The 15,467-nt window shown below is 72.3% G+C and carries 16 protein-coding genes; 7 read left to right on the plus strand and 9 right to left on the minus strand.

What is annotated here, in order from left to right; all coding sequences use genetic code 11:
- The first annotated feature begins 61 nt into the window (after positions 1-61).
- Positions 62-1,174 carry a DUF2510 domain-containing protein gene (locus tag N538_RS29675; RefSeq protein ID WP_081790365.1) on the plus strand — a complete coding sequence of 371 codons (1,113 nt, stop codon included), beginning with the start codon at positions 62-64 and terminating at the stop codon, positions 1,172-1,174.
- A 250-nt stretch (positions 1,175-1,424) separates the two neighbouring features.
- On the opposite strand, the gene N538_RS29450 is transcribed toward N538_RS29675, so the two are convergent.
- On the minus strand, positions 1,425-1,550 hold the full coding sequence (locus N538_RS29450) for a hypothetical protein (protein WP_269320324.1): 126 nt from the start codon (positions 1,548-1,550) through the stop codon (positions 1,425-1,427).
- A complete protein-coding gene (locus N538_RS24440; RefSeq protein WP_155992014.1) occupies positions 1,547-2,542 on the minus strand; it encodes an acyltransferase family protein in 996 nt (331 codons plus the stop codon). Before N538_RS24440 ends, N538_RS29450 begins: the two co-directional genes overlap by 4 nt.
- Positions 2,543-2,588: 46 nt before the next feature.
- Between N538_RS24440 and N538_RS0108405 the strand changes: the two genes are divergently transcribed.
- Positions 2,589-3,731, plus strand: coding sequence for a zinc-binding dehydrogenase (locus tag N538_RS0108405; RefSeq protein ID WP_028636942.1), 1,143 nt, complete (start codon positions 2,589-2,591; stop codon positions 3,729-3,731).
- Here the strand turns inward: N538_RS0108405 and N538_RS0108410 are convergent.
- Positions 3,712-5,175 carry an RNB domain-containing ribonuclease gene (locus N538_RS0108410; RefSeq protein WP_028636943.1) on the minus strand — a complete coding sequence of 488 codons (1,464 nt, stop codon included), beginning with the start codon at positions 5,173-5,175 and terminating at the stop codon, positions 3,712-3,714. The genes N538_RS0108405 and N538_RS0108410 overlap by 20 nt on opposite strands.
- An 81-nt stretch (positions 5,176-5,256) precedes the next feature.
- On the opposite strand from N538_RS0108410, the gene yaaA reads away from it, so the two are divergent.
- Complete coding sequence (gene yaaA, locus N538_RS0108415; protein ID WP_028636944.1) at positions 5,257-6,012, plus strand: peroxide stress protein YaaA; 756 nt, start codon at positions 5,257-5,259, stop codon at positions 6,010-6,012.
- On the opposite strand, the gene N538_RS0108420 is transcribed toward yaaA, so the two are convergent.
- The 4 genes from N538_RS0108420 to N538_RS0108435 form a co-directional block, all read right to left on the minus strand.
- Positions 6,013-7,143 (minus strand): bifunctional RNase H/acid phosphatase, encoded by a 1,131-nt coding sequence (locus tag N538_RS0108420; protein ID WP_028636945.1) that lies wholly within the window; start codon positions 7,141-7,143, stop codon positions 6,013-6,015.
- A gap of 13 nt (positions 7,144-7,156) precedes the next feature.
- Entirely contained in the window at positions 7,157-7,861 is a 705-nt protein-coding gene (locus tag N538_RS0108425) for a zinc ribbon domain-containing protein (RefSeq protein WP_051549044.1), read from the minus strand.
- Between the two features lie 72 nt (positions 7,862-7,933).
- The gene (locus N538_RS0108430) at positions 7,934-9,052 is read right to left on the minus strand and encodes a Nif3-like dinuclear metal center hexameric protein (RefSeq protein ID WP_081790366.1); all 1,119 of its coding nucleotides are present in this window, start codon (positions 9,050-9,052) and stop codon (positions 7,934-7,936) included.
- A gap of 30 nt (positions 9,053-9,082) precedes the next feature.
- Positions 9,083-10,627, minus strand: a complete 1,545-nt coding sequence (locus N538_RS0108435; RefSeq protein WP_028636948.1) for an AMP-binding protein — start codon at positions 10,625-10,627, stop codon at positions 9,083-9,085.
- A 52-nt stretch (positions 10,628-10,679) separates the two neighbouring features.
- On the opposite strand from N538_RS0108435, the gene N538_RS0108440 reads away from it, so the two are divergent.
- Positions 10,680-11,747 (plus strand): baeRF2 domain-containing protein, encoded by a 1,068-nt coding sequence (locus tag N538_RS0108440; protein WP_028636949.1) that lies wholly within the window; start codon positions 10,680-10,682, stop codon positions 11,745-11,747.
- A 3-nt stretch (positions 11,748-11,750) separates the two neighbouring features.
- Here the strand turns inward: N538_RS0108440 and N538_RS0108445 are convergent, their stop codons facing one another.
- A complete protein-coding gene (locus N538_RS0108445; RefSeq protein ID WP_028636950.1) occupies positions 11,751-12,107 on the minus strand; it encodes a hypothetical protein in 357 nt (118 codons plus the stop codon).
- Between the two features lie 92 nt (positions 12,108-12,199).
- Between N538_RS0108445 and N538_RS29265 the strand changes: the two genes are divergently transcribed.
- From N538_RS29265 to N538_RS0108460, 3 genes are read left to right on the plus strand one after another with little or no spacing between them, the layout of a single operon-like run.
- Positions 12,200-12,559, plus strand: coding sequence for a hypothetical protein (locus tag N538_RS29265; RefSeq protein WP_231496166.1), 360 nt, complete (start codon positions 12,200-12,202; stop codon positions 12,557-12,559).
- On the plus strand, positions 12,549-13,931 hold the full coding sequence (locus N538_RS0108455; protein ID WP_036569855.1) for a sensor histidine kinase: 1,383 nt from the start codon (positions 12,549-12,551) through the stop codon (positions 13,929-13,931). Before N538_RS29265 ends, N538_RS0108455 begins: the two co-directional genes overlap by 11 nt.
- Positions 13,916-14,584 (plus strand): response regulator transcription factor, encoded by a 669-nt coding sequence (locus tag N538_RS0108460; RefSeq protein WP_028636953.1) that lies wholly within the window; start codon positions 13,916-13,918, stop codon positions 14,582-14,584. The genes N538_RS0108455 and N538_RS0108460 overlap by 16 nt, the downstream gene beginning before the upstream one ends.
- A gap of 26 nt (positions 14,585-14,610) precedes the next feature.
- On the opposite strand, the gene N538_RS0108465 is transcribed toward N538_RS0108460, so the two are convergent.
- Positions 14,611-15,204: a hypothetical protein gene (locus N538_RS0108465; protein ID WP_155992015.1), complete on the minus strand. Its 594-nt coding sequence runs from the start codon at positions 15,202-15,204 to the stop codon at positions 14,611-14,613.
- Between the last annotated feature and the right edge of the window lie 263 nt (positions 15,205-15,467).

Below are 15,467 nucleotides of genomic sequence, written 5' to 3' on the forward strand. Positions count from 1 at the left end.
GCCGGGCACGTCCCTCGACGCCTCAAGGTGACCAAGCCGCCCTGCCGATCCCAGCGAAACCGTGACAGCACGTAGCTCCCCACCTAGCCTGGCCGGCAGCTGGATCCGTCGAGTCGAGAGACAGCCGCGCCGAGCGAGCTGTACCAGAGAGCGGGACTGCAATGACCTCCGGAGCCCCCTGCCGCCTGCCGGCTGGCACCCCGACCCCACGAACGAGAACCAGGTCCGCTTCTGGGATGGCCAAAAGTGGACTGAGCACACACATCCGCGCGTTCATGGCCCTGGGGTCCCGCCCCGCACTGGGGCACCGCCTCGAACCGCGCGAACGAAGGCGCCGTGGTGGCAAACCTGGTGGGCAGTCGTTCCCAGCTTAGTGATGTGCGCACCGCTCGGTCTGGTTGGTCTCTGGAAGCGAAGGAACACCGCCCGGGCTTCCAAAATTGCGATCACCGTGGGGGTCGCGGCGCTCTGGATTGTCTTGATTGCGACCTCAGACGAATCGCCAGACGAACCGACCCCCGTCGCGTCGTCTGAAACTGAAACGACGCCCAGTTCCACTCCCACACCGACCTCCGCCCCGTCTTCGTCGGCGCCAGCCACCCGCACAATCCCCGCGGTCACTGGGTTGAGCGCGAAGGAGGCCAGGAAAGCCTTGCGATCTAGTGGACTCGGGCCTGTTGAGCTGACTCCGGTTCCGTCAAGGAAGCAGCGCGGCACCGTACTGAGTGTTTCTCCAGACGAGGACGAGGTCGTAGATCCGGGAACTGCAGTCCAGCTCGAAGTCGCCGCGCCATTACCGCGCGTTCCTGATGTCGGAGGCATGAGCCGCGCTAAGGCCACATCGGTCCTCCTTCGGGCCGGCTTCAAGACCAAGGTGAGCTCGAAGACGACCACGAGTGGGTCCGACAATTCAGTGCTACGACAGTTCCCAGCGGCAGGTCGGCAAGTGCAGCCCGGGAGTGTTGTCCGATTCGTCGTCTCCGACTTGCACAAGCCAGCGCCGCCCGCGAGCAACTGCACGAGCGGCTACTCACCATGCCTGACGCCTGCGTACGACTATGACTGCGCCAACGGCTCGGGCGACGGCCCTGAGTACGTCTATGGCACCGTTCGAGTCACTGGTTCTGACCCATACGACCTCGACCGTGACGGTGACGGATACGGGTGCGACTAGCCACGAAGAGATAGCTGTGATCGTGGGTTCGCCAGCCCAGCGAATTGGCACCATTCGCGGGCGCCGCCAACTCCGGTGAGCCCCGACTTTGTCCGCACAGAGTCCGCAAGAAGTCCATAAACGTCCGTTCCTGACAGTCACTCCAGATCGGCGTTTTCGCAGCTCAGACGGCAGTTTCAGCCACTTTCCATCAACTACAAATCACGCGAGAACCGGCCCGGGCCTACAAGCCAGCCCGTCCGCGTTAGGCTCAGCGCCGGCGCTGGAGGAGCATGACCACCGCCACCACGACCACGAGGGCGAGCACGACCAGCCACGGGTGGTGGTGCAGCAGGTAGAACCCGCCAATGCCGCGGCGTCCGATCAGCGCGGTCATGCGTTGACGGTAGTCCGCTCCGGCTCGGGCGCAGGCTGGGAGGCGGGCACCGGCCGGGATCCGCCGAGCGCCGGCGTGTGGCGGGCCAGGTAGGCCATCAGGGAGCCGAAGGCCAGGGCGCTCGTCAGCAGCGCCCACCGGGGCAGGTCGTAGTCGGTCAGGTACAGCGGGACGGCGTGGGTCAGCACCAGGATCAGGCCGAGGGACGCCGCCCGGGAGATCCAGGCCGGGCCGCCGTGGCGGAAGACGAACTCGCTGAGGCCGAGCAGCCCGGCGCTGAGGAGCACGGCGACGAGGAAGCTGAGGACGGGCGTGCCCCAGTCCCCCGCCTTCATGTTGAGCGGCTTCGAGAGGCCGGTCGCGACGAGCGCGGCCCCGGCGACGAGCGCGAACGGCCAGAGCCGGGTGAGCCAGGCGCGGTGGTCCCGGACAACACGGCCCGCGCTGACGAAGAAGATCGCCATCCCACCGACACCGACGGCGTACGGGATGGTCGCGATGTGGTCGTCGACGAACGTCAGCGGGAGCACGAGCGCGGAGATCACCAGGGTGCTGTGACCGCCGAGGAGGGTGTCCAGCACCCGGTAGAGCACGGCCGCGACGAACAGGGCGCACAGGAACCAGTACGCCAGGTACGGGTTCAGCAGGTAGGTGCCGCCGTGGACGAAGCCGGAGATGCGGTCCCCGACGTCGGCCGACCCCGTCACGTGGTCGAAGACCAGCAGTGGACCCGCGATGATCGCGGCCCAGGCGAAGTAGGGCACCAGCAGCGACCGCCACCGCCGGCCCACCTCGTCAGCAACCGTGCGGCCGGGCTTCCAGAGGTAGCCGGCGAGGAAGAAGAACACCGCGACGTGCCACGGGTAGATCACCTCGCGCACCACCGGATCCGGTACGGCGTGCCCGACGACGATCGCGACCAGGCCGAGGAGGCGCAGCGCGTCCGGCCCCACGGCACGCGGGGTCCGAGCCGGTGCGGGCGTCGTCGTCACCGGCTCCCGGTACCCAGGTCCGGCGAGGCTCAAATAGGGTGGCCGTATGAGAGCCGTCACCGTCCACGAGGGAGTGCTCGAGGTCAGCGAGCTCCCGATGCCCGAGCCCGGTCGTGGCCAGGTCCGCCTCCGGGTCACCCGGGCCGGGATCTGCGGGTCGGACCTGCACGCCCGGCACAACGCGGACGCCACGGCGGACGTCGCGGCGGAGGTCGGCTACCCGGACTTCATGCGACGCCGGCACTCGGTGGTGCTCGGCCACGAGTTCACCGGCACCGTCGACGCCTACGGCCCGGGCTGCCGTGAGCGTTGGGCGGTCGGGCAGCCACTGGTGGCGCTGCCGCTGCTCAGGGACGGCGACAAGATCCAGATGACCGGGCTGTCACCGCACGCACCGGGCGCGTACGCCGAGTACGTGCTGGTCGCCGAGGACGCCGCGATGCCGGTGCCAGACGGGCTCGACCCCGACCTGGCCGCGCTCACCGAGCCGCTCGCCGTGGCCCGGCACGCCGTCAACCGCGGCGACGTCGGCAAGAAGGACGTGGCGGTCGTCGTCGGCTGCGGGCCGATCGGGCTCGCCGTGATCCTGATGCTCAAGGCCGCCGGCGTACGACGGGTGATCGCCAGTGACTTCTCAGCCGGTCGCCGCGAGCTGGCCACCGCCTGCGGCGCGGACGTGGTCGTCGAGCCGGGTGAGCAGTGGGGTCTCCTCGCCGCGGAGAAGGGCGTCGTCACCAGCGCGACCACGCTGTTCGGCGAGGGACTGGACGCGATGCACCAGCTGCGGCGGATCCCCCGGCTGCCGTGGTGGTCGGTGATCAAGGCGGCCCAGCGCCTCGGGCTCACGCCCAGCGGGCCGGTGGTTTTCGAGTGCGTCGGCGTGCCCGGCGTCATCGACGACATCGTCACGCACGCGCCGTTCCTGTCCCGCGTGGTCGTGGTCGGCGTGTGCATGGAGCCCGACACGTTCCGGCCGACGATGGCCGTGAACAAGGAGCTCGACCTGCGGTTCTCGTTCTGCTACGACCCGGTCGAGTTCCGCGAGACGCTGCACCTGGTCGCGGACGGGACGGTCGACCCGCGGCCGCTCGTGACGGACGTCGTCGGCCTGGCCGGCGTGGCGGAGGCGTTCGAGACCCTGGGCACCGCCGAGCGGCACGCGAAGATCCTCATCGACCCGCAGGCGTGACCAGCTCGAACTCCACCTTCCGCGTCCCGACGTCCGCCACGGCCAGGCGCACGCGGACATCGGTGCCGAGCGGCAGCGGCGCCGAGGAGACGACCCGGGCCTCCACCGCCGGGTCCTGGAGCACGACCACGCCGCGGCGCGGGTCCTTGTCGTCGACGTCCACGACGACGCCGGCGAACTCCCGGCCCACGTCGTGCTGCAGGGTCCCCGCCTCGACGAGGTCGAGCACGGCCGCCTCGTAGGTGTGCGCGCGCTGGGCCGAGGCCTGCAGCGTCTTCGGCAGGCCGGGCAGCGCCCCCCGCACCCAGTCCGGCACCTCGGTGCCGGCGCAGAGGGCGAGGCAGACCTCGCCGGCGTACCGGTCGCCGAGGCGGCGCAGCGGGGCCGTGACGTGGGCGTACTCCGAGGCCAGCGCGGCGTGCTGCGGGTCCTCCGGGGTCTCGCCGTCGAAGGCGACGTAGCCGCTGCCGCGGAGCAGCCGGGTGCAGGCGTTGACCATCGCGGCGTGCGACGCCCGCGCGGGATCGAGGGAGCGGACGAAGTCGGCGTACACCTGCTCCGCGGGCCAGTCGATACCGAGCGCCCGGGCGGTGCGGTGCAGGCGCTGGACGTCGCGCGGGTCCGGCGGCGGGAGGGTGCGCAGCAGCCCGACCCGCGCGTAGAGCATCAGGTCGGCGGCCGCGAACCCGGTGAGCAGCGAGATCTGTGCGTTCCACCGCTCGACCGGGAGCTGCTCGCGGAACTCGAGGCGCCAGTCCGGCCCCTGGACGTCCACCTCCTGCTCGGGCAGCGGCAGCGACACCCCGCCGCGCACGGCCTCGCGGTGGATCCGGGCCTCGCCGACCTCGCGCAGCAGCATCAGCGTCTCCGACGCCGTGCCGTCGTCGAGCGCCCGCTGCGCCTCGACGTACGTCAGCTGCCGGCGCGAGCGCACCAGCGCCCGCTCGACGTGGACGTCGGTGCGGCCGCCGTCCGCGCGGAGCCGGATCGTCCAGAGCAGGGCCGGCCGGACCTGGTCGGGTAGCAGGGAGGCGGCGTCCTCGCTGAGCACCGTGGGATGCAGCGGCACCTTGGCGTCGGCGCCGTACAGCGTCTCGCCGCGGCGGTTGGCCTCCACGTCGACCGGGTCGCCCGGCGCGACGAACGCGGCGACGTCCGCGATCGCGTAGTGGACGACGAACCCCTCGCCGTCCCGCTCGAGGTGCATCGCCTGGTCGAGGTCGCGAGCCCCGTCGGGGTCGATCGTCAGCAGCTCGAGGTCGGTTCGGTCGAGCTCCGGCAGCCGAGGGGCCCGGGCCGCGGCGGCAGCGGCCGCCTCCACGTCGGGCGGGAAGGACGGCGACACGTCGAGTTCGGCCTGGATCCTGGCGACGCCGGCGCGGAGCGCCTCGGCAGCGACCTCGTCGCGGACGGAGCGGATCCGGACCACGCGGTTGCTCGGCATACCGGCACAGTAACCGGAACGGACACCCGAACATGCCTGCTCGCCGACGAGCGGTCGGGACGCCTCTGGGAGACTCCTCCGGTGCTCATCCTGCTGCCGCCCAGCGAGGGCAAGGCCGCGGCCCGACGCGGCAAGCCGCTCGTCCTCGCCGACCTCGACTTCCCGGCCCTCAACCCGGCGCGCGAGCGGGTCCTCGACGCGCTGGTCGACCTGTGCGAGGGCGACCCGGAGGTCGCGGCGAAGACCCTCGGGATCGGTACGACGCAGCTCGACCTGGTCGCGCTGAACCGCACGCTGCGCACCGCACCGACCCAGCGGGCGGACCGCGTCTACACGGGGGTCCTGTACGACGCCCTCGGCGTCCCGACCCTCTCCCCCGCAGCGAAGCGGCGCGCCACGGCGCGGCTCGCGGTCACCTCCAGCCTGTTCGGGCTGGTGCGGCCGAGCGACCGGATCCCGGCGTACCGCCTCTCCGGCGACGCCTCCCTCCCGGGCCTCGGCGGCGTGGCCGCGACCTGGCGGGAGCACCTGGGCCCGGTCGTCACCGACGCCGTCGGCGGCGGGCTGCTGGTGGACCTGCGCAGCGGGACCTACGTGGGCTTCTGGCGGCCGGCGGGGGTGCGCAGCACCTCGGTGCGGGTCCTCCACGAGCACCAGGGGACGCGCAAGGTGGTCAGCCACTTCAACAAGGCGACCAAGGGCCGCATCGTCCGGGCGCTGCTCGAGGCCGGCGCCGACCCGCGCACGCCGGCGAAGCTGGCCGAGACGCTGCGCGACCTCGGCTGGGTCGTCGAGGAGGACCGGGGCTGCCTCGACGTGGTGGTCAGCGAGCTGTAGTCACCAGCGCGTCGCGCCGGCCGAGAACACGTCGTTCCCCGGCGGCAGCGCGTTGTACATCCGCATCGACGGGCGGTCGTCGTACCACGACACCACGGTGATCGACGCCGGCGAGAGCTCCATCCGGAACACCGACTCCAGCGGTGCGTCGAGCGCGTGCGCGACGATCGTCTTGATCGGGGTCACGTGGCTGACCACGACGACCGTCCGGCCCGCGTGCTCGGCCAGCACCCGCTCGAGGCCGGCGAGCACCCGCTTCTGCACCACGCGGAACGACTCGCCGCCGCCCGGCGCCACGTCCAGCGAGCCGAGCCAGGCCTCCAGGTCCTCGGGGTGCCGCTCGCCCACCTCTGCGAACGTCATCCCGTCCCAGGTCCCGAACTCCATCTCCGCGAAGCCCGGCTCCACCTCCACCTCGTGCCCCAGTACGGCGCCGAGGATCTCGGCGGACTCCAGCGTCCGGCGGACCGGCGAGGAGACCACCGCCCCGATCTTCTCGGCGATCGGCCGCAGCCACTCCCCGACGGCCCGGACCTGGTCGCGGCCGTCGTCGCTCAGCCCCGGGTTGGCGCTGGCCAAGCCGCCGGAGAACCGCTTCTCGACGGTGTGCGCCGTGACGCCGTGCCGCACCAGCACCACCGTGGTGGACGTACCGGCGGGCGCCCAGCCGCGGGGCTCCGGCGTCGGCGCGGGTGCGGGTGCGGGTGCACCTGCGACGGTGACGCCACTGCGCTTGCCGTCGAGCGCCTCGTTGGCGAGCCGATCGGCGTGCTTGTTCTGCTCGCGCGGCACCCAGGTGTACGTCGTGCCGAACGGCGCGAGGCTGGTCGCCACGGTCGCCAGCGGCCGCATGTCGGGGTGCTTGATCTTCCAGCGCCCGGACATCTGCTCGACGACGAGCTTGGAGTCCATCCGGACCTCGATGTCGGCGTCCGGCGTGAGCTCCCGCGCCAGCCGCAGGCCGGCGATCAGCCCGGAGTACTCCGCGACGTTGTTGCTCGCGACGCCGATCGTGGTGCCCTCCTCGGCGATCACCGCGCCGGTGTCGGCGTCCTTGAGCACCGCGCCGTACGCCGCCGGGCCGGGGTTGCCGCGCGACCCGCCGTCGGCCTCGATGATGACCCGGGTCATCGGCGAGCGGGCGTCACAGCCCGGACTCGGCGGTGCGCACCAGGATCCGCTGGCACTCCTCGCAGCGGACCACCTCGTCCTCCGCCAGCCCGCGGATCCGGCCGAGCTCGGACGCGTCGATGCTGAGCCGGCAGCCGGTGCACTGGCGGGCGCGCAGCTCCGCGGCACCCACGCCGCCCTTCTGCTCGCGCAGCCGGTCGTAGAGAGCGAGCAGGTCGGCGGGCAGTCCGTCGACGGCCGGGCCGCGCTCGGCGCTCACCCTGGCCAGCTCCTCGTCGAGGCCCGCCAGCTTCTCGTCGCGGGTCGCCGAGAGGGCGGCGATCTGCTCGTCCGCCTCGGCGACCATCGCCTCGAGCTTGGTGAGCTCGGCCTGTGCCTCCTCGAGCTTCTCCATCAGGTCCAGCTCGTCGTCCTCGAGGCTGGAGATCCGCCGCTCGAGCGACTCGAGCTCGTGCTGCATCCGCTCCAGGTCCTTGGGGTTGGACACCAGGCCCTGGTCCATCCGGTCCCGGTCACGGGTGCGCCGGGCGCGGACGGCCTCGACGTCGACGTCCACCTTCTGCTGCTCGACGGCAAGGTCGTCGACCACGATCCGTGCGTCGCGGGCCAGGTTCTCCACGTCGGTGCGCTTGCCCTGCAGCGTGGCGATCTCGTTGATCTCCGGCAGCGTGGCCCGCTGGTGCCGCAGCTGGTCGGCGCGGGCGTCGAGCTCCTGCACGTCGAGGAGCTTCAATTGGGCGGCGGGATCGGCTTTCAGCGGGTTCTCCTCGGGGTGGGTTCGTGCGGTCGTTCAGAGTCGGAACGTCCAGGGATCGGTGCGGAGCGTGCTCACGCGCGTCTCCACCGTATCGCCCAGCGCCGAACGCAGCCGCGCCTCCACCACCGGCAGCCAGGTCCACTCCGCCGCCCAGTGGGCGACGTCGACGAGCGCCGGCCCGTCCCGCTCGACGAACTCGCTCGCCGGGTGGTGGCGCAGGTCGCTGGTCAGGTACACGTCCGCGTCGGTCCCCGCCATCGTGTCGAGGAGGAAGTCGCCCGCTCCCCCGCAGACCGCGACCCGCCGCACCGGCCGGTCCCGACTGCCCGCCACCCGCACGCCGTGCGCCGTCTCGGGCAGCGCCCCCGCGACGCGTGCGGCGAACTCGCGCAGCGTGGTCGGAGCCAGGTTGCCGACCCGGCCGGTGCCGGTCTCGGCGAGCCCGGCGCCGGCGAGCTCGACCACGTCGTACGCCGGCTCCTCGTACGGGTGGGCGGCGAGCATCGCCGCGACGACGTGCGCGCGCAGCGTCCGCGGCAGCACCACCTCGACGCGCTCCTCGGCGACGGTCTCGATCTCGCCCACTGCGCCGATCGCGGGGCTGGCGCCGTCCAACGGGCGGAACCGGCCCTGCCCGGGGGTCGAGAACGACGCATGGTCGTAGTCGCCGATCCGTCCCGCGCCGGCCGAGGCGAGCACGTCGCGAAGCCGGTCCGCGGACGCCACCGGGACGTACACGGTGAGCTTGTCGCGCGGGCCCTCGGGCGCCGGCAGGATCGGCTCGAGGTCGCTCAGGCCGAGCGCCAGCGCGAGGGACTCGGACACCCCCGAGGCCGCCTGGTCGGCGTTCGTGTGCGCGGTGAGCAGTGCGCAGTCGGCACCGGCGAGCGTGGCGAGCGTGCGGCCCTTCGGGGTGGTCGCGGCGAAGCCGTGCACCGGCTTGAGGAACAGCGGGTGGTGGACGACCAGCAGGTCCGCGCCCCAGTCGGCGGCCTCGCGGGCGACGGGCAGGACCGGGTCGACGGCGAACAGCACCTTGTCGACGCGCGCGCCCGGGTGCCCGTGGACCAGGCCGACGGCGTCCCAGGAGTCCGCGGTCGCGGGCGGGTACCACCCGTGCAGCAGGTCGACGACGTCCTTGAGCGCGGGCATGGGCGTCAGGCTACGGCCAGTCGACGCTGGCTAGTTGACCTGGCGCTCGTAACCCTTCCAGTACTGCTCGCGCAGCTTGAACTTCTGGAGCTTGCCGGTCGCGGTGCGGGCCAGCTCCTCGCGGAACTCCACTGTCGTGGGCGCCTTGTAGCCGGCCGCCTTGTCCTTGCACCAGGCGATCAGCTCGGCCTCGGTCGCCTCCTGTCCCTCGGCGAGCACGACGAGCGCCTTGATGGTCTCGCCCCACTTCTCGCTGGGCACGCCGATCACGGCGACCTCGGCGACGGCGGGGTGGGAGAACAGCACGTCCTCGACCTCGATCGAGGAGACGTTCTCGCCGCCGGTGATGATGACGTCCTTCTTGCGGTCCGAGATCGTCAGGTAGCCGTCGTCGCCGATCGTGCCGCCGTCGCCGGTGTGGAACCAGCCACCGGCCAGCGCCCGCTCGGTCTCCTCCGGCTGCTGCCAGTAGCCCTCGAGCACGACGTTGGACCGGGCGAGCACCTCGCCGGCACTCTCCTGGTCCTCGGAGATCGCCAGCCGGACGCCGAGCGCGGGCGCGCCGGCCCGGGTCAGCCTCGTCGCCCGTTCCATCGGCTCGAGGTCGTCCCACTCGGCGCGCGACCGGTTGATCGTCAGCAGCGGCGAGGTCTCGGTGAGCCCGTAGATCTGGATGAACTCCCAGCCGAGCTCCTCCTCGACGCGCGCGACGGTCTTCGTCGGCGGCGGAGCCCCGGCCATGATGATGCGGACCCGGTCGCGGCCCGGGATCGGACCCTCCCACGACTGCGCGGCCTCGAGGACCGCGGCGGCGACCGCGGGGGCGGCGCACATGACGGTGACGCCGTGCTGCTCGACACGACGCAGGATCTCGGCGCCGTCGATCTTGCGGATCACCACCTGCTTCACGCCGAGCCCGGTCATCGCGAACGGCATCCCCCAGCCGTTGGCGTGGAACATCGGCAGCGTGTGCAGGTAGACGTCGCGGTCGGTGACCGCGGTGTGCATCGCGAACGTCACCGCGTTGACCCAGATGTTGCGGTGCGTGATCTGCACGCCCTTGGGGCGCGCGGTGGTCCCGGAGGTGTAGTTGATGCAGGCGGTGGCGTTCTCGTCCGGCTCCCACGGGCGCGGCTCGGCGTCCTCCGGCACGTCCAGGCTGGCCTCGTCGCCGAGCACGTACTTGAACTCGGCGTCGACGCCCTTCAGGGAGTCCTCGAGCTCCGGGTCGACCAGCAGCATCCGGGCGCCGGAGTGCTCGACGATGTACGCCACCTCGTCGGGACGGAGCCGGAAGTTCACGGGCACGAGCACCCGGCCGGACCCGCAGACGCCGAAGAACGAGGTCAGCAGCCGCGCGCTGTTGTGGCTGACGATCGCGACCCGGTCTCCGACCTCGAGGCCGAGCTTGTCGAGCATCGCCGCCTGCCGTCGCGCACGGGCTCCCACCTGCGCGTAGGTGAGCTCGCCGAGAGAGGGTGCGGGCTGGTCCGGCTCGTCGACGACACCGACCCGCTCGCCGTACACCTGCACCGCGCGGTCGAGGAAGTCCGAGACGCTGAACGGGACGATCATGGGGCCACTGTAGGCCCGTTTTCGGCAGTCCGTTTCGGGAAACCGGGCCCGCATGGACACCTCGACGCTGAGTGAGCTCTTCCAGTCCAGCGGCCCGTTCGCCACGGCGTTCGTCGACGTCGGACACGAGAACGAGAACGGCGAGCACGAGCACGAACTGCGGGTGCGCGCGGCCTGTGAGCAGCTCCGCGACCAGGGTGCGGACGACAAGGTCGTCGCCCTCGTCGCCGAGCGGCTCGGCGAGCTCCCTGCCCAGCCGTCTCCGGTGGCGAGGGTGGTCGTCGCCAACGCGGACGGCGTCGGGTACGACGAGCTCGCGAGCACCCGGGTCGACGTACCGACCGCGACGTGGGCGCCGCTGCCGGACCTCGCCCGGTGGATCGAGCACCGGGACAGCGCCGTGACGTTCGTGCTCGCGCTCGTCGACCACGAGGGCGGCGACGTGGCGCTCTACAGCTCCGACGTACCGGCCGCCGAGGAGGAGGCATCGGTCGGTGGTGAGGAGAGGTTCGTGCACCAGGTGCCGGTGGGCGGGTGGTCGGCGCTGCGGTACCAACGCAACACCGAGAACGTCTGGGCCCGCAACGCCGAGGCCGTCGTCGACGAGGTCGTCGGACACGTGCGCCGCGGGCACCGGCTGGTCCTGCTGGCCGGGGACCCGCAGTCACGCGGGCTGGTCCGCGACAAGCTGGCCGGCACGGAGGCGGAGCTGGTCGAGCTCGAGACCGGCTCGCGCGCCGACGACGGCGGTGACGACGCGCAGGCCCAGGCCGTCCGCGAGGCGCTGCTGGAGCAGGTCGTGACCCGGCGGCTCGGGCGCGTGCACGAGCTCCGCGAGCGGCTGGGCCGCGGCGAAGGGGCCGTCGCCGGCATCGACGACGTCACGGAGGCGTTCGTCCGTGGACAGGTCGACACCCTGCTCATCGATCCCGCGGCCGCGGCCGAGCAGGAGATCGACCCCCGGACGTACCGTGGCCTGTCGATCGGCACGCAGGAGACGGTTCGCGCCGACCTCGCGTTGGTCGCCGCCGCCGTCCTCACCTCCGCGAGCGTGACCGTCGCGGGCCGGACGGCCCTCGGCAACCAGCCGGTCGCCGCCCTGCTCCGCTGGGACCAGTGACCCTCAGCCGCGCGGCTGAGCAGGGTTGGTCGGGTCACCGTGCGAGGGCGGGTTGACCGGGTCACCCTCGGTCTGCGGCGACACCGGGGACCCGGTCGGCGGGGCGTGCTGCACCTCCGGCGTCTCCGCGAGCGGGTCGGCGCCGGTCGGCTCGGCGTCTCCGGAACGGAGCCCCTCGAGCCGGCGCTCGAGCACGTTGACGGCCGGCAGCCGGTCGCCGTGCTCGCGCTCGTAGGCGAGCAGCGCGGCCACGCCCTCGGCGTCGAGGGCACGGATCCGGCCCTCGAGCGAGCCGATCGGGAGATGGTCGTAGTCGGGCAGGGGCAGCTGGTCGTGGTGTGGTGCGCTCTGGTCGGTCACGCCGCGGCCGGTACCCCACCGGACGACGAGCATGAGAGTGCTCTCATCCGGCTCTCACGATCGCCCCACCATCGGCGAGGATGGTCGGTGTCATGAGCACCGTGTGGAAGGTCCTGGTCGGACTCGCGCTCGTCGTACCCATGGCGGCGTACGTCGCCGGCTCCCTCGCGGCGTCGGCCTCCGACGACCCGGCGCCACGCCACACCATCACGATCCGGGAGGCCCACCCCACCCGGTCGGCGTCTCCCTCGCCGTCGCCGACCCCCTCGCAGTCGAGCGAGCCAGAGGTGATCACGCCGAGCTACGACGACCTCGACGACGACCACGGTGGGGACCACCACGGCGGCGACGACCACTCCGGCAGCGACAACGGCGGCAGCGACAACGGCGGCAGCGACGACCACAGCGGCGACGACCACTCCGGCCACGGGCGCGGTGGTGGTGAGGACTAGCCCGTCGGTCCGGGTCCGGATCACCGCGACCGTCGCGCTGCTGGTGCTCGCGGGCCTGGTGGTGGCGGGCGTGGTCGTCTACACGATCGAGTCGCGGCGGCTGGACCAGCAGGTCCAGGCGCAGGCGGACGGCGAGTTCGCCGAGCTGCGGGCGATCCAGGACGAGGGCACGTTCGCGGCACCCGAGGCGCTGGTCCGCCAGTTCATGGCGACGAACCTGCCCGACGACGACGAGCTGCTGATCGGCTGGTGGGACGACCACGTCGGGGCGCAGTCGCCGAAGTGGGACGCGATCAGCCGCAGCGCCTGGCTCGCCGACGCGGTGCGCCCGCTGCTCGCGACCAACGGCAGCACCCGGCTCGACTCGGACTTCGGCGAGCTGCAGATCGGCGTGCAGAGCGTCCGCCAGGGCGATCGGGTCGGCGCGCTCGTCGTCGTGACGTTCCTCGACCGTGCGCGGTCGGGGCTGCACGAGACGATGCGCACCTATGCGATCGTGGCGGCGCTGGCCCTGCTGCTGGTGACCGCGATGGCGGCGTGGGTGTCGGGGCGGCTGCTCTCGCCGCTGCGGACCCTGCGGGAGACCGCCGACGAGATCTCCGAGACCGACCTGTCCCAGCGGCTTCCGGTGACGGGGAACGACGACATCACCGCTCTCACCCGCACGTTCAACGGGATGCTGGGCCGGCTCGAGGCGGCGTTCGTCGGTCAGCGACAGTTCCTCGACGACGCCGGGCACGAGCTCAAGACACCGCTGACGGTGCTGCGCGGCCACCTCGAGCTCCTCGACCCGGACGACCCCAAGGAGATCACGGCGACCCGCGAGCTGCTGCTCGACGAGACCGACCGGATGGCCCGGCTGGTGGGCGACCTGATCCTGCTCGCGAAGAGCGACCGGCCCGACTTCCTGCGGCTCCGTGAGGTCGACCTCGAGACGCTGACCCGCGACCTGGTCACCAAGGCGCGCGGCCTCGGCGACCGGGAGTGGGTGCTGGACGAGGTGGCCGCGCACAAGCTGGTCGCCGACGAGCAGCGACTCACCCAGGCAGTGCTCCAGCTGGCCGACAACGCCGTCAAGCACACCAGGGACGGGGACCAGGTCGCCATCGGCTCGTCGTACGGCGAGGGCGTGAGCCGGCTGTGGGTGCGTGACGCCGGGCCCGGTGTACCGCCGCCAGATCGTCAGCGGATCTTTGAACGATTCGGACGCGCCGCCGTACCTCCTGGTGACGAGGGCTTCGGCCTCGGCCTGTCGATCGTCGGCGCCATCGCCCGTGCCCACGGCGGCAGCGTCGCCGTCGAGGACGCCGAGCCGCGGGGGGCCCGGTTCGTGATCACGCTGCCGGAGGAGGACGAGTGGCCCGGATCCTGATCGTGGAGGACGAGGAGCGGATCGCGTCCTTCGTCGCCAAGGGGCTGCGTGCCGAGGGGCACCTGACCAGGACCGTGGCCGACGGCCGGGAGGGGCTCGACCACGCGCTGAGCGGCGACTTCGACCTGGTGGTGCTGGACATCGGGCTGCCGACGATGGACGGGTTCGCGGTGCTCGAGCACCTGCGGGCGCAGGGCTCCCGAGTCCCGGTGATCGTGCTGACCGCGCGGGACTCGGTGGGCGACACGGTCTCGGCCCTGGAGGGCGGCGCGGACGACTACATGCCCAAGCCGTTCCGCTTCGCGGAGCTGGTCGCGCGGGTGCGGCTGCGGCTGCGGCAGGACCAGCGGGTCACCGTGCCGCGCGAGGACGTCATCGAGTCCGGCGGCGTACGCCTCGACGTACGGACCCGGCGCGCCGTGGTCGGCCAGCGCGAGGTGGACCTGTCCGCGCGCGAGTTCGCGCTCGCGGAGATCTTCATGGTCAACGCGGGCCAGGTGCTCTCCCGCGAACAGCTCCTCGACCACGTGTGGGGCATGGACTTCGACCCCGGCTCGAACGTCGTCGACGTCTACGTCGGGTACCTGCGCCGGAAGTTCGGGCCCGAGGCGATCGCGACGGTGCGCGGGATGGGCTACCGGTTCAACCGGTAGCCCCCCCCCGCGCTCCTGTCGTCGGGTCAGTCGTCGTCGCCGTGGTCGTCGCCGCCGCCGTGACCGCTGTGGTCGCCGTGGTCGTCGCCGTGGTCGTCGCCGTGGTCGTCGCCGTGGTCGTCGTGACCGCTGTGGTCGCCGTGGTCGTCGCCGTGGTCGTCGCCGTGGTCGTCGCCGTGGTCGTCGTGACCGCTGTGGCTGTTGTCGTCGCCGGCGTCGTGGTCGGCGGGGTCGTCAGCGCCCTGACCGTGGTCGTCGCCGGCGTCGTGGCCGGCGGGGTCGTCAGCGCCCTGACCGTGGTCGTCCCCGGCGTCGTGGCCGGCCGGGTCGTCGTTCCCGTGGCGACCGTGGTCGTCCCCAGCGTCGTGGCCGGCGGGGTCGTCGTTCCCCTGGCGACCGTGGTCGGCCCCAGCGTCGTGGCCGGCGGGGTCGTCAGCCCCGTGACCGTGGTGCTGGCCGTGGTGGTGCCCGTGGTGGTGACGGTGGTGCTGGCCGGGGGCCTGGTCGTGGCCGGCCGGGTCGTCGGACCCGTGGTCGGCGAGCGCCGGGGCGCCCCACGCGATCAGCGCAGCAGTGGCGAGTCCGGCCACCCCGAGGGTGGTGGTCTTGAGCGTCGTCATCATGAAGTCCTCTCGTTGGCTTGCGTGAGGACGACGTTGCCGGGGCCCGGTGAGGTGGCCATGAGGTGCCGGTGAGAGTGCTCTCACGCGGTCGTTGCTGCCGTCCCGGCACTCGGCCCGCGAGGCGTCCACAGGCGCGCGCTGGTGGCCCGGTTCGCGTCCCCATCGTCGCGGTTGGTGACCAAACCGCAGACTCAGATCCGCCCAGAGCGACCCAGCGGTGCAGGAGCCACCCTTTGCGGCAACGAAACGGTGGCTATCCC

The organism is Nocardioides sp. URHA0032, assembly GCF_000620645.1.
Lineage (GTDB): Bacteria > Actinomycetota > Actinomycetes > Propionibacteriales > Nocardioidaceae > Nocardioides.

Coding starts and splice junctions, on each gene's coding strand:
- N538_RS0108440 (WP_028636949.1), top strand. CDS start 10,680: ATGGACACCTCGACGCTGAGTGAGCTCTTCCAGTCCAGCGGCCCGTTC.
- N538_RS0108420 (WP_028636945.1), bottom strand. CDS start 7,143: ATGACCCGGGTCATCATCGAGGCCGACGGCGGGTCGCGCGGCAACCCC.
- N538_RS0108465 (WP_155992015.1), bottom strand. CDS start 15,204: ATGACGACGCTCAAGACCACCACCCTCGGGGTGGCCGGACTCGCCACT.
- N538_RS0108405 (WP_028636942.1), top strand. CDS start 2,589: ATGAGAGCCGTCACCGTCCACGAGGGAGTGCTCGAGGTCAGCGAGCTC.
- N538_RS0108410 (WP_028636943.1), bottom strand. CDS start 5,175: ATGCCGAGCAACCGCGTGGTCCGGATCCGCTCCGTCCGCGACGAGGTC.
- N538_RS29450 (WP_269320324.1), bottom strand. CDS start 1,550: ATGACCGCGCTGATCGGACGCCGCGGCATTGGCGGGTTCTACCTGCTG.
- N538_RS0108435 (WP_028636948.1), bottom strand. CDS start 10,627: ATGATCGTCCCGTTCAGCGTCTCGGACTTCCTCGACCGCGCGGTGCAG.
- N538_RS0108430 (WP_081790366.1), bottom strand. CDS start 9,052: ATGCCCGCGCTCAAGGACGTCGTCGACCTGCTGCACGGGTGGTACCCG.
- N538_RS29265 (WP_231496166.1), top strand. CDS start 12,200: ATGAGCACCGTGTGGAAGGTCCTGGTCGGACTCGCGCTCGTCGTACCC.